The organism is Xanthomonas sp. NCPPB 3442, assembly GCF_056725145.1.
Map to the genome: position 1 here is coordinate 795,136 of NZ_CM161514.1, position 21,071 is coordinate 816,206.

The 21,071-nt window shown below is 63.9% G+C and carries 22 protein-coding genes and 1 other RNA gene; 12 read left to right on the forward strand and 11 right to left on the reverse strand.

The genetic code is table 11. The annotated features are described in order from the left end of the window. Positions 1–1,426: 1,426 nt before the first annotated feature. The 3 genes from AC1POX_RS03595 to AC1POX_RS03605 form a co-directional block, all read right to left on the reverse strand. Positions 1,427–2,590 (reverse strand): FAD-dependent oxidoreductase, encoded by a 1,164-nt coding sequence (locus AC1POX_RS03595; RefSeq protein ID WP_372356769.1) that lies wholly within the window; start codon positions 2,588–2,590, stop codon positions 1,427–1,429. Between the two features lie 246 nt (positions 2,591–2,836). Further along, the gene (locus AC1POX_RS03600; protein WP_031425055.1) at positions 2,837–3,244 is read right to left on the reverse strand and encodes a nuclear transport factor 2 family protein; all 408 of its coding nucleotides are present in this window, start codon (positions 3,242–3,244) and stop codon (positions 2,837–2,839) included. 56 nt (positions 3,245–3,300) lie between these two features. After that, positions 3,301–4,083, reverse strand: coding sequence for an SDR family oxidoreductase (locus AC1POX_RS03605; RefSeq protein ID WP_014091194.1), 783 nt, complete (start codon positions 4,081–4,083; stop codon positions 3,301–3,303). Between the two features lie 131 nt (positions 4,084–4,214). Here AC1POX_RS03605 and AC1POX_RS03610 point away from each other — a divergent pair, with 131 nt between their 5' ends. The 3 genes from AC1POX_RS03610 (at position 4,215) to map (ending at position 6,372) form a co-directional block, all read left to right on the forward strand. Then, positions 4,215–5,138 (forward strand): LysR family transcriptional regulator, encoded by a 924-nt coding sequence (locus AC1POX_RS03610; protein ID WP_218533092.1) that lies wholly within the window; start codon positions 4,215–4,217, stop codon positions 5,136–5,138. 248 nt (positions 5,139–5,386) lie between these two features. Next, entirely contained in the window at positions 5,387–5,599 is a 213-nt protein-coding gene (locus AC1POX_RS03615; RefSeq protein WP_014091192.1) for a ParD-like family protein, read from the forward strand. Next, positions 5,596–6,372, forward strand: coding sequence for a type I methionyl aminopeptidase (gene map, locus AC1POX_RS03620; RefSeq protein WP_041469838.1), 777 nt, complete (start codon positions 5,596–5,598; stop codon positions 6,370–6,372). Before AC1POX_RS03615 ends, map begins: the two co-directional genes overlap by 4 nt. 30 nt (positions 6,373–6,402) lie before the next feature. On the opposite strand, the gene AC1POX_RS03625 is transcribed toward map, so the two are convergent. Then, positions 6,403–6,948, reverse strand: a complete 546-nt coding sequence (locus tag AC1POX_RS03625; protein ID WP_031425047.1) for a hypothetical protein — start codon at positions 6,946–6,948, stop codon at positions 6,403–6,405. A 259-nt stretch (positions 6,949–7,207) separates the two neighbouring features. On the opposite strand from AC1POX_RS03625, the gene AC1POX_RS03630 reads away from it, so the two are divergent. Both AC1POX_RS03630 and AC1POX_RS03635 read left to right on the forward strand, forming a co-directional pair. Beyond that, positions 7,208–8,965, forward strand: a complete 1,758-nt coding sequence (locus tag AC1POX_RS03630; protein ID WP_031425045.1) for a chloride channel protein — start codon at positions 7,208–7,210, stop codon at positions 8,963–8,965. Positions 8,966–9,227: 262 nt separating this feature from the next. Then, positions 9,228–10,706: a SulP family inorganic anion transporter gene (locus AC1POX_RS03635; protein WP_372356770.1), complete on the forward strand. Its 1,479-nt coding sequence runs from the start codon at positions 9,228–9,230 to the stop codon at positions 10,704–10,706. Here AC1POX_RS03635 and AC1POX_RS03640 read toward each other — a convergent pair. Beyond that, entirely contained in the window at positions 10,659–10,904 is a 246-nt protein-coding gene (locus AC1POX_RS03640) for a hypothetical protein (protein ID WP_031425041.1), read from the reverse strand. The two genes, AC1POX_RS03635 and AC1POX_RS03640, sit on opposite strands and share 48 nt — an antisense overlap. A gap of 197 nt (positions 10,905–11,101) precedes the next feature. Here AC1POX_RS03640 and AC1POX_RS03645 point away from each other — a divergent pair, with 197 nt between their 5' ends. The 3 genes from AC1POX_RS03645 to AC1POX_RS03655 all read left to right on the forward strand — a co-directional run bounded on the left by AC1POX_RS03645 (position 11,102) and on the right by AC1POX_RS03655 (position 12,235). Then, positions 11,102–11,296 (forward strand): hypothetical protein, encoded by a 195-nt coding sequence (locus tag AC1POX_RS03645; protein WP_218555478.1) that lies wholly within the window; start codon positions 11,102–11,104, stop codon positions 11,294–11,296. Between the two features lie 282 nt (positions 11,297–11,578). After that, positions 11,579–11,809 carry a DUF1653 domain-containing protein gene (locus AC1POX_RS03650; RefSeq protein WP_008577645.1) on the forward strand — a complete coding sequence of 77 codons (231 nt, stop codon included), beginning with the start codon at positions 11,579–11,581 and terminating at the stop codon, positions 11,807–11,809. A gap of 54 nt (positions 11,810–11,863) precedes the next feature. Further along, positions 11,864–12,235: a hypothetical protein gene (locus AC1POX_RS03655; RefSeq protein ID WP_031425037.1), complete on the forward strand. Its 372-nt coding sequence runs from the start codon at positions 11,864–11,866 to the stop codon at positions 12,233–12,235. 68 nt (positions 12,236–12,303) lie between these two features. Here the strand turns inward: AC1POX_RS03655 and AC1POX_RS03660 are convergent, their stop codons facing one another. Next, complete coding sequence (locus AC1POX_RS03660) at positions 12,304–12,588, reverse strand: YciI family protein (protein ID WP_008577649.1); 285 nt, start codon at positions 12,586–12,588, stop codon at positions 12,304–12,306. Between the two features lie 3 nt (positions 12,589–12,591). After that, complete coding sequence (locus AC1POX_RS03665; RefSeq protein WP_014091184.1) at positions 12,592–13,242, reverse strand: FMN-dependent NADH-azoreductase; 651 nt, start codon at positions 13,240–13,242, stop codon at positions 12,592–12,594. 132 nt (positions 13,243–13,374) lie between these two features. Between AC1POX_RS03665 and AC1POX_RS03670 the strand changes: the two genes are divergently transcribed. Both AC1POX_RS03670 and AC1POX_RS03675 read left to right on the forward strand, forming a co-directional pair. After that, a complete protein-coding gene (locus tag AC1POX_RS03670) occupies positions 13,375–14,301 on the forward strand; it encodes a LysR family transcriptional regulator (protein WP_372356771.1) in 927 nt (308 codons plus the stop codon). A 60-nt stretch (positions 14,302–14,361) separates the two neighbouring features. Further along, a non-coding RNA gene (locus tag AC1POX_RS03675) (sX9 sRNA) lies at positions 14,362–14,438 on the forward strand. Positions 14,439–14,489: 51 nt separating this feature from the next. Here AC1POX_RS03675 and AC1POX_RS03680 read toward each other — a convergent pair. From AC1POX_RS03680 to AC1POX_RS03690, 3 genes are all read right to left on the reverse strand, one after another. Continuing rightward, complete coding sequence (locus AC1POX_RS03680) at positions 14,490–15,275, reverse strand: alpha/beta fold hydrolase (RefSeq protein ID WP_277569753.1); 786 nt, start codon at positions 15,273–15,275, stop codon at positions 14,490–14,492. A 291-nt stretch (positions 15,276–15,566) separates the two neighbouring features. Then, positions 15,567–16,304, reverse strand: coding sequence for a DNA/RNA non-specific endonuclease (locus AC1POX_RS03685; RefSeq protein WP_218196948.1), 738 nt, complete (start codon positions 16,302–16,304; stop codon positions 15,567–15,569). 462 nt (positions 16,305–16,766) lie between these two features. Next, positions 16,767–17,168 (reverse strand): Rid family hydrolase, encoded by a 402-nt coding sequence (locus AC1POX_RS03690; protein ID WP_011348740.1) that lies wholly within the window; start codon positions 17,166–17,168, stop codon positions 16,767–16,769. Between the two features lie 107 nt (positions 17,169–17,275). On the opposite strand from AC1POX_RS03690, the gene AC1POX_RS03695 reads away from it, so the two are divergent. Continuing rightward, positions 17,276–18,220, forward strand: coding sequence for a LysR family transcriptional regulator (locus AC1POX_RS03695; RefSeq protein WP_046931884.1), 945 nt, complete (start codon positions 17,276–17,278; stop codon positions 18,218–18,220). A gap of 21 nt (positions 18,221–18,241) precedes the next feature. Here the strand turns inward: AC1POX_RS03695 and AC1POX_RS03700 are convergent, their stop codons facing one another. After that, positions 18,242–20,095: a M14 family metallopeptidase gene (locus tag AC1POX_RS03700; protein WP_372356772.1), complete on the reverse strand. Its 1,854-nt coding sequence runs from the start codon at positions 20,093–20,095 to the stop codon at positions 18,242–18,244. Between the two features lie 243 nt (positions 20,096–20,338). On the opposite strand from AC1POX_RS03700, the gene AC1POX_RS03705 reads away from it, so the two are divergent. After that, positions 20,339–21,061, forward strand: a complete 723-nt coding sequence (locus tag AC1POX_RS03705; RefSeq protein ID WP_014091179.1) for an ABC transporter ATP-binding protein — start codon at positions 20,339–20,341, stop codon at positions 21,059–21,061. The last annotated feature ends 10 nt before the right edge of the window (positions 21,062–21,071 follow it).

Below are 21,071 nucleotides of genomic sequence, written 5' to 3' on the forward strand. Positions count from 1 at the left end.
CTGGGCCCGGCGTTCCGCGCGCCCAGTTGGTGCAGGGATCCGCAGGGATATCGTCCCCCCTGGCGTGCGACCCATAGCGTTGCTGCGGTTGCATCTGCGTGCATGCAGGTGGTGCAGCAAAAGCACCATGCAAAGCGTGCAGGCGTGGCGGGGCGACGATTGCGCGCTCTAGGTGGAGGCCGCGGGGCTGAGTGCGTACATGGTGGCGGGACTATGGTCTGCTCTGAACTAGCCCAGTGGCGGCGCGTAGGGCGTCTCACTTCTTGGCGGTATCCAGCCTCATCCATGCGGCGCTACTGTGGTTGATGGCGCAGTGCGCCGTCGCCCAGTTGACCAGGTCAAAGACTATCAAACCAGATTTCCACCGGGCCTCACATCTCCGAGCGCGTCTATAAATCCAGATTTGTAATAGGCTATAAAGGCCTGGTGAAGATTTTCACGCGCCTCGACGCTCGGCCTCAGGCGGCGATTTAAAAGTGGTTTGAAGAACTTGATTTCTTCTCTCTCCATTTCGGTCAATAGCTCTGTTTTACAACTCCTGAAATACAGAGCGAACTTCGACGCCGGAAATAGCTCATCTGCCACGGAACGAAAAATCTGCAATTTGTAGTCATTGGGTGAATGAGGTTGGAATTTTCCCGAATAGTTCTGTATCCGATTTCCTATCGAGTTAGTCTTCCCAGCATATATTCGGTGCAGAGTTTCATTAATTCTTAACGTCCATAAGTATATGCCGGATATCCGCAGTGACTTCCTAGCGATTCTCTTAGCGTTGTCAGATTGCCATGATCCTGATGCATCAATGAGAAGATTATATTTATCTTCTAGTCGCGAGTGGTGCTCAGTATTGAAAGCTAGTTCTTCTAACGGGCGCGAATATACTTGCATGGCGTTGTGGGTCTCGATTAAATAGATATGCGAAATGGGCTTGTCTTGAGAGAATGATAGAGCCAGATGGAATAAATGCCATCTTAGTTGGGTGACTGAAACATGATGGGGATTGGGGCGTGCTTATTCTCGATGAGCATGGTTGCGTCTATGAAGGGTGTTGCGCAGTGCTGGATGAGGATATATCTGGATTTAGGCTCTAAGCCACGCACGGAGGGCGGTCTGGCTGAATTTTTAGTCGCCAACGCGCTAGCTCAGAAATTAGTTGTTGCCGAAATTGTTCCCCCGTCATCATCGCCTAAGTAGCGCCAGATGGCGGTAAGTATGGCGGTAGTTGCTAGGAAGTAATTCAAGTAAATATTTATATATCAATAGCTTAGGGCGGTTTTTTGGTTGATGGTGGGCCCACCAATTGCGCAGGCGTAGCGCTCTCCTGTTCCTGTAGGCATAGTTGGCTTGAGGATCCCCGCTAAGCTCGTTTCCGGCGATGCGAGGCCACCGCGATTAGCGCGTCGCGCTTGAACGCTACCTACTTCCGTTACACCTCGTGGGCAGAAAACAAGTTCACCACGCTGGCAGGCGAATTGAAGCCGAAGAACTGTGCATGATTGCTCGCACTCTGCTCCGCGAGAGCGGTGCTACGTGGGAACAGCGCATTGTCATAGGCACTCAGTGCCGCCTCGATCTGGCCCGGGTTCTCAATGAGCGAACGTGCGAGCTCGGCTCCGTCGTAGATGGCGAGGTTTGCACCTTCTCCCGCAAACGGTGACATCAGGTGCGCAGCGTCGCCGACGAGCGTTACGCCGGGAGTGCGTGCCCAAGCATGTTCGATCGGCAATGCATAAATCGGGCGAATGATGGGCGCGCTGTCAGTGTGGGTAATCATGGCCAACAGAGCTGGAGCCCAATCTTCGAACTCGTTGGCAATGCGGCGCATCGCGGCTGTAGGCCGGCCAAAGTCGAGCTCGCGAAACCATGCTTCGGGCTTGGTCAACGCGATGTAGCTGCGTAGCGCGCCGTCTGCGTATCTGTGGGTAAAGATGCCTTGGCCGGGGGCTACAGCCATCAATGTGCCGCGCCCGACCATCTTGGCGCTAGCCGGATATTTGTTGCTGGCATCGGTGAGAGATGTCTCGATAAAAGTGGTGCCCACGTATGCGGGGGTTGCGGTCGACAGCAACGGCCGAACCTTCGACCATGCGCCGTCCGCTCCGACAACCAGGTCCGCCGTGATCGATGAACCGTCGGCAAAAGTGAGGGCAAGCGCTCCGTCCGCATTGCGTGCTGCCCGTATGAGCTTGCGACCCCAATGAATGGCATCGGAGGGCAGGGAGTCAATCAACAGCCGGCGGAGTGCGCTGCGGTCCACCTCCGGTCTGAGAGAGCCGACAGAGCGTTGTCTGTCGAACAGAATCGTGCCGTGCTTGTCACTCACGCGCTTGGCGTCCTCGCCCGGGAGGACGAGGGCCAGGAAGGCGTCGTGGAGGCCTGCCGCGGTTAAGCCTAGCTGCCCGTTCCATTCGTGTATGTCTAGCAGGCCGCCTTGTGATCTGGCGTTGCGTGAAGCCTCGGCCTCATAGATGGTGGCGGAGATGCCGTTGATGTGGAGGACACGTGCGAGTGTCAAACCGCCCAGACCAGCACCGACGATAGCGATCTGATCAGTTGAAGATGGACGTGGGTTGGTGTTGTTGGCTGTCATGAGCGCTCCAAATACAACGAGCGTTCGCACAGGCGGCAGCTCGAAGAAAGGCCGGGTGATCTCGGCGAGGGGCGCTGGCCAACCTAGCAAGCATGCTGGATGGCGTGTATTCGATCTCTTGGTGCCGACGGCACACAGGCGAACGTTTTTCGCGTCGCGCGCATTCTTGCATTGATCCGCTTCCTCGAACAATCCCTTGGAAGAGCAGGTTCGTAACGCGTCAGCCGCACTCGGAACGTGGGCGGATCAGCGCCGCGCCGCGGCAGCCACCGCAAAGCTGTCTTCAAGCATCAGGAAGTGCGAGATCTCGTTCCCCGTGATGGTGAGCACGATCGTAAACGGCGTCTCGATGAGCTTTCCGCTGGCGGTGATGCGGCTGGCGAGCTCGCCCACGATGACGGCGCGGTCGTTGCTGGCCAGTAGGTCATGCACCTCGAACCGGATGCGCTCCATCAGGGTGCCGGAATCACGCACGAACGCTTCCACCGCGCCGCGCCCGCTGCGTCGCCCAATCCACGGCAGTGCGGATGGATCGCCTGGGATATGCCATTGCAGATCCGCACTGAACATCGCCGCGATCGTCTCAGGCGATGCACCGGAGCCGATCTTTTCAAGGAAGTTTTGCGCAATCGCCAAATTGTTTTGCATGCTCATCTTGTTTGTCTCTGGTGGGCTGGAAGTGCACTCACGGTAGCGCGCTGCACGTATGGTCAGATCTGGGTCAGGCCGCCGTCCACTGTCAGCTCGATGCCGGTGATGTAGGAGGCATCGTCCGATGCCAGGAAGGACATCGCCTTGGCCATCTCATCCGGGCTCGCTGCGCGGCCCAGCGGGGCCTTCAGTTGGATTTCGGCCAGGTAGGCGTCGATGTCTTCGTCGCTCATGCCCAATTCGGATTTATAGGCGGGTGTGACCACGACGCCGGGCGCGATCAGGTTGATGCGAATGTCGCGACCTTTCAGTTCCGATGCCCATGTCCTGACGAAAGAGCGCAGTGCCGCCTTCGTTGCGGCATACACGCCGAAATTGGCGACGCCTTGATTGGCCGCGATGGAGCCCGTCACCACGATGGCGCTGCCGGCGCGCATCAGTGGCAGCGCCTTCTGCACGGTCAGCAGGGTGCCCTTGACGTTGATGTCGAAGTACTTGTCGAAGCCTGCTTCGGTAATGGATTCGATTGGCGCAAATTCGCCGCCGCCTGCGTTGGCAAGCAGCAGGTCCAGTCGTCCATGCGCGGTGGCGATGACGTCCATGACGGCGTCAAGCTCTGCACCAACGGAAATGTCGGCGCGTACCGCCGTGGCGCCATGGCCGATCTCGGCGACCGCCCGGTCCAGTTCCTGCTGCCGGCGGCCGCTGATGACCACCGTTGCGCCCTCCAGCGCCAGCCGCTTTGCGGCGGCCAGGCCGATGCCCGAGCTGCCGCCGGTGACCAGGGCAATCTTCCCGGCGTGTTTGGTGGGGTGGATGTTGGCCAGATCCTGGACGTGCATGGTGTTTGCCTCTTGAGCGGAGATCCCGCGTTGCAGGCAGTCTATTGACCCTCGCTGCGGCGATAAATGGGCGCATTGTTGATTCTTTATTCCCCTGTGGGAATAATCCGGCGCTCTAGGCGGAGCGATCAATGGATCACCTGCAGGCAATCCGCGCCTTTGCGCGCGTTGTGGAAACCGGTGGGTTCAACCGTGCGGCGGAATCGCTGCAGATGCCTAATGCCACGCTGAGCAAGTCGATCAGCGCGCTGGAAAAACATCTGGGAGTCACATTGCTTGAACGCAGCACGCGCCGCGTGCGTGTCAGCAACGACGGCGCTGCGTATTACGCGCGCGTGCGGCACCTGCTCACGGAGCTGGACGACGTGGAAGCCACGTTGGGGCGTGCCCAGGGCAGCCCCAAGGGCCGGCTTCGTGTAGATACGGGAGGCTCGACGGCGTGCGGATTGTTGATCCCCGCATTGCCGGAGTTCTGTGCGCGCTATCCGGATATCCAGCTGCAGCTTGGCGTCACCGATCGCACGGTGGATGTCATCGGCGAAAACATCGACTGCGCGATCCGCAGCACGGCAGACGACGGCGCGCTGATATCGCGCAAGATCGGCAGCCTTGCCTGGACCACCTGCGCGAGCCCTGACTATCTCGCACGCTACGGTGTCCCGACCCATCCGAAACAGCTGAAAAGCCTGGCGTTTCCCGTGGTGGGCTACTTCTCCGCGCATAGCGGCAAAGCGCCGCCGCTGCATTTCCTGGACGATGGCGCGCCGCTGGAGATCGTTCCCAACTGCAGCGTGATGGTCAACGAGAGCAACGCGCATCTGGCGACCGGATTGGCCGGGCTCGGGCTGATCCACACGCTCGATTTCATGGTGCGGCCGGCCATCGAACGCGGCGCGCTGGTGCCGGTCCTGCAGGACTGGCGCCCGGCGCCATTGGATGTCTTCATCGCCTATGCGCCCAGCCGACAGTTGAGCACCAAGGTGCGTGTGTTTATCGAGTGGGTGAGCGAGATCTATGCCCGGATCGGGCAGACACATTCGGCGGTCGAGCGCTGACGAGCGCAACCTGTGGGGTTCACGCGATGTGCGGCGTTTGCTTCCGGGCGTTGTGGCATCGCATCGGCCCGGGGCCGGTTCGCTTTTGCGCCGTGCTCACCGTACTGCGAGGTTGCCGGGCCTGTCCGACAAGGCACGCAGCACACGCCGGACAGGCATCGCCCTCGACGGCGCCCCGCCCCGGAGCGATTGCGTGCAAATATACGTTTCATATACGATTCGTATATCAACGCAAAACGAGAGCCATCATGGGCATCGTCAATATCGACGACGACCTGCACGACCAACTGCGCCGTGCGTGCACGGTGAGTAGCCGTTCGATCAATGCGCAGGCCAATTTCTGGATCAAGGTCGGCATGCTGTGCGAGATGCATCCGGACACGACGTTTCAGCAGATCGTGGCCGAACAATTGCGCGCGGCGGGCGTACGGCCGCAAGCCTTGAAACCGGGCCGGGCGTGATCAAGTCGCCCGACGAGATCGCGCTGATGGCGGTGTCTGGCCAGCTCCTGGCGCAGGTATTCGATGCGCTGGATCGCTTGCCCCTGGAAGGTCGCAGCACGCTGGAACTCAACGGGTTTGTCGAGCGCATGATTGTCGATGAGCTCGACGCACGGCCTGCGAGCAAGGGGCAGTACGGTTTCGAGTTCGTACTCAACGCATCCATCGACGATGTGGTCTGCCATGGCGTGCCATCGGCAGACGACGTGTTGCGCAGCGGGCAGATCGTCAACCTGGACATTACGCTGGAAAAGAACGGCTATATCGCCGATTCCAGTACCACGTACCTGGTGGGCGAGGTCGCTTACCCGGCACGTCGCCTGGTGCAGGCCACGTATCAGGCGATGTGGAAAGGGATTGCAGCGGTGCGCCCGGGCGCGCGCTTGGGCGATATCGGCCATGCCGTTGCGCGGCACGCGCGTGCGCACGGCTATAGCGTGGTCAAGGAATACTGCGGGCACGGCATCGGCCGTGAGATGCATGAAGACCCGCAGATCCTGCACTACGGCCACGCGGGCACCGGCTTGGAACTGCAGGAAGGCATGGTGTTCACCATCGAGCCGATGATCAACCAGGGCCGTGCGGCGATCCGTTCGCAACCGGATCAGTGGCCGGTGCATACGCGCGATGGCAGGTTGTCGGCGCAGTTCGAACATACCGTGGCGGTGACGCGCACTGGCGTACGTGTGTTGACCTTGCGGCCCGCCGAAGTGCCGCTGTGCGTGGTGGAGTGACGCACCGCAACGCATGGCGTCAGGCGGCTATCAGTCGGCCTGCACGCGCGGCGTCGCCTCTGGCCGGCGCGGAATCAGCGGGGTGGTGTTGGTGTGCAGAAGCATGCGCACGGCCGCTTCGACACTGATGAAACGGCTGCGTTGCAGCAGATAGGACAGCATGAGAAGTCCCGCGAACATCAGCGTGGCCCCTGGCCTGACGACGGCTGCCGGAACCAGGAACCCAACCACCATCATCACTACGGTCCAGTTGCAGAAACCGCTCACGATGATCTCGCGTTGCCGACGGTCGATCACGATGCGCCCGCGCATGATCATCGGATAGACACCGCCGACGAACAGGAAGGTTTCGCGAAACGCATACACGTCTTCGGACAGGCGATGGAACCGCAAGTCGGGCCAGCGCGATGGCTCGACCGCATTTTCTACCTGCGCCAGCGAAAAGCAGGCCAACGCATCGCGGGTCACCGCAATACGCCGTGTAAACACCGGCAGGCCCCAGCTGAAGTAGGGGCGGTTCCAGGTGATCAGCAAGAGGCCTTCGGTGGCAATCAAGCCCAGCAGCAGGTAGAGCATCGTGCATCCCTGTTCGAGTGGCTCAACGATCGCACGCGCATGGTGCGCCGCGTGCCGGCTCCGATTCTGGCGCCTGAATGCCTGGCCCTGCAATCACGCCTGCGGCGCGGCGCGCGTTTCTTCGCCGCGCCAGATTGGCTCAGGTCAGCGGCGCTCATGCACACTAGAGCCCACAGCGGACGCCGGCTCTGCCGGTGCCGACCCCGCAATCACTGGTCCCATGCAGCCACTTTCCCACACCTTGCCGGCCGTGCACGCCATGGCGGCGCAACTCCGCCGGCCGCTGGACGGCTTGCGCAGGCAGCTGCGCGCCAACGATCTCTGGTTCATCGCCTTGGCCGCGCTGGTGGGGCTGATCGCGGCTGGATTGATGGTGCTGCAGGCCGGTATCGCGCATGGCCTGCAGAGCTGGCTGTACGCGCTCGCGCCCGAGCAGCGGCTCAGCACGGCCACCTCGATGACGGCAACGCAGTTGCTGGTGTTGCCGCTGGGCGGCTTGCTGGTTGGTCTGGTGACGCTGATGGCGCGGCGGCGCAAGCGGCCCCTCGTGGATGCGGTGGAAGCCAATGCCTTGCATGGCGGGCGCATGTCGATGCGCGACAACCTGATCGTTGCGGTGCAGACCTTGTTGTCCAACGGCTTCGGTGCGTCGGTGGGACTGGAGGCGACCTACACCCAAATGGGGTCGGGTGCCGGCTCGCAGCTGGGGCGCGTGTTGCGGGTGCGGCGTGCCGACATGCGCACGCTGGTGGGCGCCGGCGCGGCCGGTGCGATTGCCGGCGCCTTCGGCGCGCCGCTGGCCGGTGCGTTCTATGCGTTCGAGATCGTCATCGGTGCCTACACGCCATCGGCATTGGCACCGGTGGCCGCCGCCGCATTGGCTGGCGCGTTCATGGCCAATGCCCTGGGCGCAGCGCCGTACTCGTTGCCTGCTGCGGTGGCCTACCAATTGCAGCCGCGCGACTATGCGGTCTACATCGCGCTGGGCCTGGCGTGCGCGTTGATCGGCATTGCGGTGATGCGCCTGGTCGCCGGCATCGAACGCGGCGTGGGCCGCATCAATCTGCCGGTGTGGGGGCGCCCGGTCATCGGTGGGTTGCTGCTGATTCCGCTGGCGCTGTATTCGCCGCAGGTGCTGTCCTCGGGGCATGGCGCATTGCATCTGGACCTGACCAGCAGCAGTACCTTGCAGGTGCTCGCCATCCTGCTGGTGCTCAAGTGCATTGCGTCGGGAATTTCGCTGGGTTTCGGCTTCCGCGGCGGTCTGTTCTTCGCATCGTTGTTCATGGGCTCGCTGGTGGGCAGCCTGTTCGCGGTGAGCCTGAACCTGTTGCTGGGCGCTGCGGTGGTGGACACCACCAGTGCATCGCTGGTGGGCATGGCTGCATTGGCGGCGGCCATCGTTGGCGCGCCGATGACCATGGCCATGTTGATCCTGGAAGGCACGCACGATTTCGTGCTGGCCAGCGCAGTGATGGCGGCGGTGCTGGTGGCCAATACCGTGGTGCGGCAGGTGTTCGGTTATTCGTTCTCCACCTGGCGGCTGCATCTGCGTGGCGAAAACATCCGCAGTGCGCGCGATGTGGGCTGGGTGCGCAATCTGTCGGCTGGCAAGATGATGCGCAAGGATGCCAACCACACCGCGCACGACATCAGCGTGGCCGAATTCCGCCGGCGGTTCCCGTTGGGCTCCACGCAACGCGTGGTGCTGGAAGATGCAGACGGACACTATGCCGGCGTGGTGCCGCTGGCCGTGCTGTACGCCGACAATGTGCAGCTGGACGCCCCGGTCGGCGACTATGCCAAGCACCGCGATGCGGCGCTGCTGGCCGACACCGACATCGTGGCGATCATGAAGGTCTTCGATACGACACAGGCCGATGAGTTGGCCGTGATCGACAGCGATCGCAAGGTACTGGGCGTGCTGTCGGAGGGATTCGTGCGCAAGCGCTACGCCGAAGAACTGGAAAAACGCGAGCGCGAACTGATGGGCGAACGCGTGGCTAGCGACGACTGAGCCGCGTGCTGTCAGCAACGGCTGCGCGCATGCGTGCGCATCGTTGATCTGTGTCTGATGTTCGATGCGCAGACACAGGCGCAGCGTCGGGTTGTTCGGGCTAGCCTGAGCGCGTTAGTATCGCCACTGCTCAAGAACGATCTCCTTGGACACATGACACCACCCTGACCTCAGGCCTTACGCGCTCGCAGTTGCTGCGAAGGTCCAGGTGTTTGACGTGCATGTAATGCGCCGTGTGGTTGCCGGCGCAAGGAGTCGTTCGATGTCCAGAAGTTTCCCGTTGCGCCAGCAATGGCTCGGCAACGTGCGTGGCGATGTGCTCGCCGGCATCGTGGTCGCGCTTGCGCTGATTCCCGAAGCCATCGCGTTTTCGATCATTGCCGGCGTTGATCCCAAGGTTGGGCTCTACGCGGCGTTCTGTCTTGCAGTGGTGACTTCGATCGCCGGTGGTCGGCCAGGCATGATTTCTGCCGCCACCGGTGCCATGGCGTTGTTGATGGTGGATGTGGTCAAGGACCATGGGGTGCAGTACCTGCTGGCGGCGACCGTGCTGGCGGGCGTGCTGCAGCTGATTGCAGCCGCATTGCGTCTGGGCGCATTGATGCGTTTTGTCTCGCGCTCGGTGATCACCGGCTTCGTCAACGCATTGGCAATTCTGATCTTCCTGGCACAGCTGCCGGAGTTGGTCGGCATGCCATGGCCGGTGTATGCGGTGTGTGCAGCGGCATTGGTCATCATCTATCTGCTCCCGCGCGTCACCACGGCGATTCCTTCGCCGCTGGTCGCAATTGTGGTGTTGACGGCGGCATGCGCGTACTGGCACCTCGATCTCCGGCACGTGGGCGACATGGGCCACCTGCCTGATAGCCTGCCGGTATTTTTGCTGCCGGACGTGCCGCTGACATGGGACAGCGTGCGCATCCTGCTGCCGGTATCGACGACGCTGGCGGTGGTCGGCTTGCTGGAGTCGTTGATGACGGCGCAGATTGTCGAAGACCTGACCGATACCCCATCGCAGCGCAACCGCGAATGCGCAGGTCAAGGACTGGCGAACATGGTGGCGGGCTGCTTCGGTGGCATGGCTGGCTGCGCGATGATCGGGCAGTCGGTCATCAATGTGCGCTCGGGCGGACGTGGGCGCTTGTCGTGCCTGGTGGCCGGCGTCGTCCTGCTGCTGATGGTGGTCTATGGCGCGGCCTGGGTGCGCCAGATTCCGATGGCGGCACTGGTGGCGGTGATGATCATGGTCAGCATCGGCACCTTCAACTGGGGATCGCTGCGCGATCTGCGCAGGCACCCGGCAAGTTCGTCGGTGGTGATGTTGGGCACCGTCGTGGTCACGGTCTGGACGCACGATCTGGCGCGCGGCGTGTTGGTCGGCGTCCTGCTGTCGGCACTGTTCTTCGCGCGCAAGGTCGGGCGCATGCTGCAGGTGCAGGCCAGCGATGGTGACGATGGGGTACGCGTGTATGCGGTGCGCGGCCAGGTGTTCTTCGCATCGGCCGGGCAATTCGTCGCCAGCTTCGATTTCCTCGGCACGCCGCCGAAGGTGCTGATCGATCTGAGCCACGCGCATTTCTGGGACATCAGTGCGGTAGCGGCGCTGGATCGGGTGGTGTTCAAATTGCGCGCGCACGGCGCCGAGGTCGAGGTGGCTGGCGCGAATCAGGCCAGCAACGCGCTGATCGACACCCTAGGAACCCATCGGCGCGATGGCGCGCGGCTGCAGCTCGGTCACTGAGCTGGGCTGCTCGCGCCCAGCCAGCGCGGCTGTCGGCAAGGCCGATTGGCGTGCATGCGCGTCCAGCAACGCGGACAGGCGACGATGGCAATCGCGGAAGGCCAGTGCAGAGGCCGGCATGTCGCAGGCGTCGAAGGTGCGTGCCTCGGCCTTCCAGGAGGCGAGCAGGTCTTCCAGATCGCAGATCAAGCTCGGCATGGTGTTTCCTCGGTAGGCGTCCTGCTGTCTACGGGGAGAGGCGATACGCGGATGCAAGCCGGCGCGGGGCGACCCTGCGCTGAGCCACAATGGTTCAGATACTGCGATGAACGGCGCATTTTTTGGGTGCGGCACACGTGCGCATCACAGGGCCGGGAGGAGGGTGGGCAGGCGGTCTTCTGCCGCGGGAGCTGACCATGGGCAACAACCAGAATGCCAACCGGGGTATCGACGACCCGACGCCACCCAACGGCGTCAAGGCGCCGGGCAAGAATGAGGATCTGCTGCAGGACGGGCCTGCGCAGGACAGCGAAATCGATGACGACGACAGCATCGAGGACGAACTGGACGAAGAGGACGAAGAGGACGAAGGGGACGAAGAGGACACCTGAGCTTGGTTCTGCGGGACGCACGCGATTGCGGCGAGCCCCGACGGCGCACGACAGGCCCCGATGCTTTCGATGGCGCGAGGTGCCATGGCCGCCGCTGCAGTGGCGGCCGGTGCGCCTCTTTCAAGGCAGACGCCAGCGACGTGGCGGACCCGGCCTGCCGAGAATGCGAGGCGTGTGGATGTCCGTCATCGACCGCCGGCGTGCAGCGTCAACACAAGCCGGCTCGCCACACATTGCGTGCGGTCCTAAACTCCAGGGCCTTTCGATCGCGTTGATACCGCCATGGACACCCTGCCGCCGTTACCTTCCATCGCACTGGGCGAGTACCGTCATTTCAAAGGCGGCCGCTATGAGGTGCTCGGTGTGGTGCGCAGCAGCGAAACCCTGGAGCCGCTGGTGCTGTATCGGCCACTGGAGCGCGATATCGGGTTGTGGGTGCGCCCGTATGCGATGTTCGTCGAGCAGGTCGAGGTGGACGGTGTCGCCCGCGCTCGCTTCGAACGAGTGGAGTGAGCGCCGCGCGCACTGCCGCGATGCGGCAACCGTACGCCTGGCCTTGAGCGCGCGATGACTGCCGCGACCACGCCCCTCACGACGCCCGACGGCCGTTACCTCGTCGTGCGAGCGCGCCTGTGGCGCACCAGCAACCCGCACCTGAGCGAAGAGGTGCGTGCCGCGTTGGTCAGTGCACTCATGGATGCGCGACGCGCGGTCAAGGCCGCCAAGCGCGACGACGATGCACAACGCCTGTTGGCCGCGCGCGGTGCGGTCGATGCAGCCAAGGTCGCCTTGGGTGAACGCGGCGCGGTGTGGTGGACCGATGGTGCCAAGGATTTCAACCGGCATCTGGTCAAGAACACCCCGTACGCTGCGTGGTTTGCGGCAAGCGGCCCCGCGCCCCGGCCTGCAAGCGTCGACACGCCTGCAGGTCTCGATTGACAACGACGCCTGTGTCGCTACGACGAATGCCCTGACCGCGGCGTCGCATTCCACCGGCATGGTCTCGTTCAACCGGGCAAAAACCCTTTGGCGCGCAGTGCTGGCTCGAAACGGCGTATGCCGACATCCACCAACTGATGCAGCACGAACGGGTCTTGCGCCACAACCCGATCCAGTGCCGACGCATCGGTGTGGTGGGCTAGCACGATGCCGCCAAGACCATCGGCCGATGGGCCGGCCGCAAGGAACAGCCCAGTGTCGATGTGCTCCCGCAACCACTGCTTGTGGGCGTCCAGATGTGCGGCCAGTGCCGGCGGGGCGACGCGATAGGTGAGGGTGATGAGATGCAACATGGCTCAGGCCTCCACGCGCGCGCGCGCGACCCCGCGCCCGACACTGCGCACGACATCGGCAATGGAGGCCTGCGCACTGATCAATGCGGCCGCGGCCGGCTCCGGACCACGCGACTGATTTTCCGCGCGCACGAAGTGCACGTCGCGCACGCCCAGAAAGCCGAACGTTGCGGTCAGATACGCCTCCTGAAAATCCAGTGAGGCCATCGGCCCTTGCGTGTACATGCCCCCGCGCGAGGACGCCACGATCAGCTGCTTGCCGCCGGCCAGGCCTTCGGGCCCGTTAGCGGTATAACGAAACGTACGGCCGGGCTGGGCGATGCGATCGATCCAGGCCTTGAGTTGGGTCGGCACCGAAAAGTTGTACATCGGCGCGCCGATCACCACGATGTCGCTGGCGAGGAATTCGTCCACCAGTTGCTCGGACAATGCATGTTCGGCCACCAATGCCGCGTCGCTGGCTGGTTGCGGCAGCGGGCGGAAGCCGGCAGCAATCGCGCCGGAAAGGTGCGCGATGGGAACCGCGGCAAGGTCGCGATAGGTGGCGTGTAGATCGTCAATCGCTGCGTGCAGGTCCTGCACCACCTGGGCGGTGAGCTGGCGGGAGACCGACGTGTCGGTCAGGATGCTGGAATCGAGATGGAGCAAGCGCATGGTGGGCTCGTGTGCTGTGGTCGGTGGCGGCACTCTACGAAGCGCCCTCGGGCGCAGGTAGGCCGCTGGCGGATGACAAACTGTCCTGCCTGGCAGGACAATGACGGCCTCCTTGCGTGGGGTTGGATTCAGATGGAAGACCTCAACGACTTCGCGCTGCTGGTGGCAGTGGTCGACCACGGCAGCTTCTCGGCGGCCGGTCGCGCGTTGGGGTTTCCCCGCTCCAAGGTCAGTCGGCGGGTGGCAGATCTGGAGCAACGCCTGGGCGTGCGGCTGTTGCAGCGTTCAACCCGTGCGGTCAGCCTCACCGAGGTCGGTGCCGAGTTCTATACGCACTGCAAATCCATCACCCGCTCGGCGCAATGGGCGCTGGATGTGGCCGAGCGCGCCACGCAGCATCCCTCCGGCCGGATCCGCGTGAGCTGCCCGACCGGTGTGGCGCATCTGTTTCTGGCCGAGCTCTTGCCGCGGTTTTTGTTGGCGCATCCGGATGTGCAGGTCGATCTGGAGCTGACCAGTCGACGGGTGGAACTGATTGCCGAAGGCATCGACGTGGCGATACGGGTGCGTTCGAGCCTGGACGATTCCGGCTTGATCCTGCGCTCGTTCGGCGTCAGCCGGCAGGCGTTGGTGGCAAGCCCCGGGTTCGTGCACGCGCATGGGCCGTTCGCCTCTGCCGCGGCACTGCATGAGGTACTGGGAATGGGCCCGCGTGGCGTCAATGGCGAGCCGCCCCGGTGGCGGCTCACCAGCCCGCAAGGCACCAGCGAACTGGTGGACTACCGTTCGCGCCTGTTCACCGAGGATGTCGAGCTGCTGCACCAAGCGGCGCTGGCCGGCATGGGCGTGGCGCAGTTGCCGCTGGCCCTGTGCAGGGGCAGCATCGCCCGTGGCGAACTGGTGGTGCTATTGGGCGACCACACGTTGCCGGTGCATCAACTACACGCCGTGTATCCCTCGCGTCGCGGACTGGCGCCGGGCGTGCGCGCCTTGATCGAGTTCCTGGTCGACGTCCTGCCTGCGGTGCTGGAGAGCGCCGAACACGAGGTATCAGGCTAAGCGCAGCGAACAAAACGACTGTGCAGCGCCAGGCGGGCGCAGCCGATGCTCGGAATCGGCATATACCACTCGTAAAAGGCGGTTCTGAGCGCGTCGTCCGCACCCGCCGGACGACTGCTCGCTACGTTTTGTTAGCCGACCTGAGCGCATGTAAGGGCCGCCGCGACACGCCAGGTTCGTGTTGGTGCTCACCGCGATGGCGTACCGATGGTACGCGCGGCACGTGCGATGAACTCGGCCACCTTGGCGGGCTGCGCAACCAGCGAAAGATGGCTGGATGCGATGGTGGTACTGGTGGCACCGATCTGCTTGGCGATGGCGCGCTGCACATCCGGACGCAACGCATTGTCGTTGTCGGTGATCAGGTACCACGTCGGTTTGCGATGCCACGCGGCCTGCGAAACCGCGTCGCCGAACGCGGCAGCGGTCATCGGCTGCTGGACGGCGGCAAGCTGCCGGACCTTGGCCAGCGGCACATCGGCGGCCATCACGTGCTGGTAGGTCGCCGCGTCGTCGAGCCAGACCAGGCCCTGCGCATCCGGCTGCAAACCTTCCATCGGCGCTTTCAGGCGTGCCAGCAGCGTGCCGACCGACTCGCCGGTATCGGGTACCAGGGCCGACAGATAGACGATGCCCTTGACGTTGTCGGCGTTGCCCGATTCGGTCACCACCGCGCCGCCCCAGGAGTGCCCGACCAGCAGCACGTCGCCAGCTTGTCGCTCCAGCACGCGGCGGGTCGCAGCGACGTCGTCGGCCAGCGAGGTGAGCGGATTCTGCACTGCAGTGACGTGATAGCCCTGGCGCTGTAACGCCTCGATCACGCCAGACCAGCTGGAGCCATCGGCAAATGCGCCATGCACCAGCACGATGGTAGGCAGGCTCTGCACAGGTGCGGCAGTCGCCGGGCTGGCAGCGAAGATCGACAGGGCGCTCAGCAAGGCGAGGCCGGCGTTGGCAGACAAGGGGGATGGCATGAGCGTGATCGCAAGAGGGGAGCGAGAGTGCGATCAAGCATATGTCGGCCGTTGGCCGTCAAAACAGCGCAGACCTCGCCAATAAATGTGGCAGCGCTGACACACCTGACACATGGCTGGCGCCCGCGGGACCGCAGTCCATTCCACCGGCACGCCGGCTCTGCGATGGAGATGTCGAGCCGCGCGCAGGCTGTCACGCAGGCGGCGCGGCGCCACGCAGCCAGTGCCGCCGTGCCGTGACCCAACCCGGCACAGGCCGGGCTGGGCGACATGCCGTGGATGCAGCGCGACTCAACCCAGATCGCAATTGCTCGGCTGCGGCCAGGTGGTGGACGGCAGCATGGCTTTGACAGCCGCCGGTGCGCTGATGCCGATGGTGCTGGCGCCGTAGAGGTCTTCGAGTTCGTCGATGCTGACGATATAGCTGTCCAACGCACCCAGGTTGGCGCTATTGGGAATCAGCCAGCTGATGGCGCGCGAACCGCCGCTCGGGTTGGCGGTGATGATGGTCTTCCAGAAGAAATCCGGCGTGCGGATGCCGTGGCTGCTGAGGAAGTAATCGTTGCTGGTGTCGCTGTAGATCACGCCGCCGTAAACCTGCACGCTGGCGATGTCGCGATAGCACTCGGCCACGTTCTCTGCCTGTACCCAGATGCCCTGATTGAAGCTGGCCACCTGCGGCACGATGTTGCTCATGAGGTTGGCGCGGCGGATGTAGGTCGCGTTGTAGTCCATGTGGTTGGAGGTCACCAGATGGCCGCGGTCATAGCCGGAACGCACGCTGGCATACGAGGCCGTGGAGGTCTGGCCGGCACAGCCGCTGGGCAATTCGGTATCCAGATTGAAGCTGGACGGGCGTGCAGCCGAGCCCGTGTCGGCCTGCAGCACGTATTCGTAGCGCAGTGCGGTGCGGTTGGTGCAGTCGTACGTCAGCGTATAGCCGCCCTTGTTGAGGGTCACCACCTGCGCCTGTGCGGCGGCACTGAAGGCGGTGAGAAGCACAACGACGAAAAAGGTCTTCAAGCGCATGGAAGTCAATCTCCTTGAAATCATCGGACGCACGAAGCCGCCGCCGCGATGCGTCAGCACATCGACGTTGGACAACGCGCCAGGGGAACAGAGGGCTCGCGGCATGGCGAGCGCTACAGCTATCGCATACGAATGTTGCTTGTTGGTGACTTGGGCCCGAGCAGCGTGCGGTCGCCCAGATCTTGTTTCGGCGTGTAGCCAAGCGCTTGGCATTCGGTCTGGAGGCGATGCCGTTGATGAGGCTGATGCTCTCGGCGATCTTCTTCGCTGATGTTTGGAGATCTGACAGGGGTGCGATGGGCACGTTGCGCGGCGTGGACACAGGCAACGCCACGCGCTGGCGAGCCAGGCGTGGCCGATCGAATGCGAGACGCGCCCGCGTGCGCTGGTTGCGTTGCGCAGGCGCAGATCTGCTGCAGGCGGGATGGCGCGCGATGACTGCCGCGCAGGCAATGGGAGGTGTTATGCAGCCTTCGCCGGCAGCTTGACCACCACCTTGATCTCAAACTGGAAGCCGGCCAGCCAGGTCACGCCGACCGCGGTGACGGTGGGGTAGGGGGCCGGGCCCCAGTAGCTGACCCACTTGTCCCACATTGCCTCGAACACCACCTCGGGGTTGACCATGAACAAGGTGACGTCGACCACATCCTGCGAAGTGCAGCCGGCCGCGGCAAGGACGGCATCCAGGTTGACGAAGGCGCGGGCAATTTCCGCGTCCAGCTCGGGCTCGGGCGAGCCGTCCTCGCGGCTGCCGACCTGGCCGGCGACAAACAGCAGGTCATCGGCGCGTACCGCCGGCGAGTAATGGTGGCGCTCGTACAGGGCGTGGCGCCCCTGCGGGAAAACGACGTCGCGTGTGGCCATGTGGCTCTCCATCGAAGTGCATCAGAACGAAGGCACACGTTAGGCGGGTCTGCAGTTGCGATAAATCGGCAGCATCGACCAACACTGTTTGTAGAATCCAAACAATCTTGGCCGCGGGAGCAGTGGTGGATCGATTCGATGCAATGCAGGCGTTTGCGCGCGTGGTCGAGACCGGCAGTTTCACCAAGGCGGCCGAACACTTGGACATGAGCCGCGCCAGCGTGACCCAGCTGGTGCAGCAACTGGAAGCGCGCCTGCGGGTGAAGCTGCTCAATCGCACCACGCGCCGGGTGCAGGTCACTGCCGATGGCGCGGCCTATTACGAGCGCGTGCTGCGCCTGCTGGCAGACCTGGACGATGCCGAAACCAGTCTGTCGGTTGCAGCCAGCTTGCCACGCGGGCGCCTGCGCGTGGACGTGCCCAGCCCATTGGCGCGGCTGATCCTGATGCCGGCGTTGCCGGCATTCCATGCGCGTTATCCGGAGATCCAGCTGGACATGGGCGTGAGCGACCGCCGGGTGGATCTGATCGGCGAAAACGTCGATTGCGTGATACGCGGCGGCACCATCACCGACCAGTCGCTGATCGCGCGTCACGTGGGCGACCTGCAGGCCGGCGTGTACGCAGCGCCCGATTACCTGCAGCGGCTCGGCACCCCGACGCATCCAACCGAGCTGGAAAATACACGGCATCGTTGCGTCGGCTTCATGCGCTGGGGCAGCAGCACAACCGTGCCGTATGTGATGCAACGCGGCAACGAGGCGGTGCGCGTGCATGGTCGCCACGTGGTGGCCGCCGACGATGGCAATGCCTATCTGGCCGCCGGTCTGGCCGGCATGGGTGTGCTGTGGCTGCCGGTGTATATGGCCAACGCGCATGTCGCCAGCGGCGAACTGGTGCCGATCTTTCAGGACTGGCAGCTGGAAGCGATGCCGCTGTCGATCGCCTTCCCACCCAACCGCCATGTCAGCGCCAAGCTGCGTGTGTTCATCGATTGGGTGATTGCGCTGATGGCCGAGCATGCGCCAGTGATGGCGCCCGCACCGCGGTGAGCGCCACAGGGATGCGCGGCGCTATTGCCTCACTTCGCGCCGCACCGGATACCGCCAGCCGCTGATCGCTGCATAGGGCGAACGTGCATAGACCCACTGCAGGCGCGCATCGCCATCGGCGCGGAACGCTGCATCGTTGGCCAGTTTTTGCTCGAACGCGCTGCGTAACGCGGCATCGCTGCGCAACATGCGTTCGGTGAATTCAACCAGCTCGGTGGCATACAGCCCGCTGTCGGGGCTGCCGGCATGGCGGAAACGTCCGCTGGCCAGCAACGAATCGCTGCTGCGCGGTTCCAGCAAGGCGGCGGCCAACATGCGCATCGGTTGATCGGCCGGCACGCGGACGCTGCCGGCGGGAAAGACTTCTTCGACGTCATGGGTGTGCGGGATCTGATCGCTGCCGGTCTTGCTGATGCGTATCTGCTGCACCGCGCGCCGGGCCGGCTGTTGCAGACGGTCGTAGCCGATGCCATGCGCATCGAGCAAGGCGAGCACATCGTCGTTGCCGGGCGGAATCCACCACGCCACCGGGTACTGCACCGCCTGCGTCTGCCGGTAGCCGATCACCGGCATCGTCCAGGTTTCGTCGCGGCCTTCCCAGCGCAATTCCGGCCGGCCGGACACCGGCGACAGGGCGCGGGTGTAGGTCACGCCCTTGAACGGAATATGGTCGATCGGCTGCGGCAGGCGTTCCCACGCCACCATCAATTCCTGCGGGCGCGCCGCGCGATCGGCACGCTTGGCGGCATCGATGGCGTGTGCATCGCGGCCGACCACGCGCAGGGCTTCTTCCAGCAGCACGTAATCGCCGAGCACGCGTTGCCGGTATGACTTCAGGCGGTGGTTTTCCACCAGCACGGTGGGGATGCCGGCGAAGTCGCCATAGCCGGTGGAATAACGCGGGCCTTCGGGCGAATAGCGCAAGCCCGAGCGCGGCGCGTCTTCGTCGATCAGACTGGGGTAGATCGCAGGTTCATGACCCTGGCGGCGCAGTGCGGCGTCGACGGCTGGCGTGAAGCGCTGCTGCAGCCAACCGGCCGTGGCGCGCGAGCGCGCGTAGGTGCCCCAGCCGGCGAAGGTGAAGGTGATGTCGTACTGATGATCGAGCCCACCGCTGACATGCAGGTCGATATACAAGGCGGGGTCGAGCGTGTGCAGCAGCCTGACGATCGCGCGCGTCTCCGGCGCTTCTAGGTTGAGATAGTCGCGATTGAGGTTGATGCCGCGCGTGGTGGTATTCCAGCCCATCTGCTGCGGGCCGCGCAATGCGGCGCCGATGAGCGGGCCGCGTTGTTCGTGCCCATCGCTGTTGAGGATGGGCACGAATACGAAATCGACCTCGTCCAGCAGATCGTCCTTGCCGCGTTGTGCAATATCGCGCAGCAGCATCAGGCCGGCGTCCTTGCCATCGATCTCGCCGCCATGGATGCCGGCCTGTGCCAGCACGACCGGTTTGCCGGGCTTGCCCTTGCGCGCGCGTACCAGCAGCAGATCGCGTCCTTCGCCGGTCTTGCCGAACACCTCCAGCGACAGCAGCGGCGAAGCAGCAACCAGCCGTTGCAGCCACGCACGCGTTTGCGCGTAGCTGGGCGTGCTGACAAAGTCGCTACGCTCGGCCGGCGTCATCCACGGATCGTCCGGTGCCACGATCAATGCTTCGCTGGCACCGTGCCATGCGCGGACCGGCGGCAACGGGGCGCTGGTATCGATGGTCTGCGCGTTGAGCTGTGCGGCAGCGAACAATGCGATGGCCAGCCCGTTGGCGAGGCGTCGGGTGCTGCGCGCGGTGTTGCAGGCCTTGGCGTCAGCGGGAGCGTGGCGGTCGAAGTCATGGAAAGCATCGGGCGAATGACAGCTGCGCGTTTCGAAGGTCATTGGGGTGTGAGGGTCTCGAGTGGTGGGCGACGGTGTCTGCTTGTGCGGGTCAGCCGTGTCGGCGCAGGCGCCTGGCTGGACGTTCGCGCCGCAAGGCGCTGACCGCAGGCGCGATGCGCGGCGCGGCGGTTATTAGTGCCGGCCGGGCTCCTGCCCGCGACGGCGGGCGGATTTTGGCGGTGCAAGCAATGTGATAACGTATCACTTCCTGATATGTCTGTGTCCACGCCCTTCAATTCTTCAATGACCCACGCGATTTCAATCTCCAACCTGTACGTGGCCTACCGTGGCCGCGCGGTGCTGCAGGGGCTGAACCTCGGCGTCGCGCCCGGCAGCGTCTACGCCTTGCTGGGCGGCAATGGCGCCGGCAAGTCGTCAACGCTGTCCACGTTGCTGGGCTTCGTCAAACCCGTCTCCGGCAGCCTGCGCGTGGACGCCGTGGACCCGGTCGCCGACCCCGGCAAGGCGCGCGCGCGCTTGGCCTATCTGCCGGAAAACGTGGCGCTCTACGAGCATCTGAGCGCATTGGAAAATGCCGACTATCTGCTTGCCCTGGCCGGCCAGCGTCGCAGCCAGGCCGCCATTGGCGAGGCATTTGCGGCCGCTGGCCTGCAGCGCGATGCCTGGGCGCAACGGCTGGCAGGGTTCTCCAAGGGCATGCGGCAGAAGGTGGCCATTGCCGTGGCCACATTGCGCGAGGTGCCGGTGCTGCTGCTGGACGAGCCCACCTCCGGGCTGGATCCGCGCGCCATCGCCGACTTCAATCGCCTGGTCGGCAGCGTGCGAGAACGCGGCGCCGCGGTGCTGATGGTCACCCACGATCTGCTCGGTGCGGTGGATGTGGCCGACCGCATCGGGTTTCTGGAAAACGGCCGGATTGCCGAAGAGATCGGTGCCGGCGACAGCGGCTTCGACGTGCGCACCCTGCATGCGCGTTTCGCGCGCCCGCAGGATCGCGCTGCGTGAGGCTGCACGT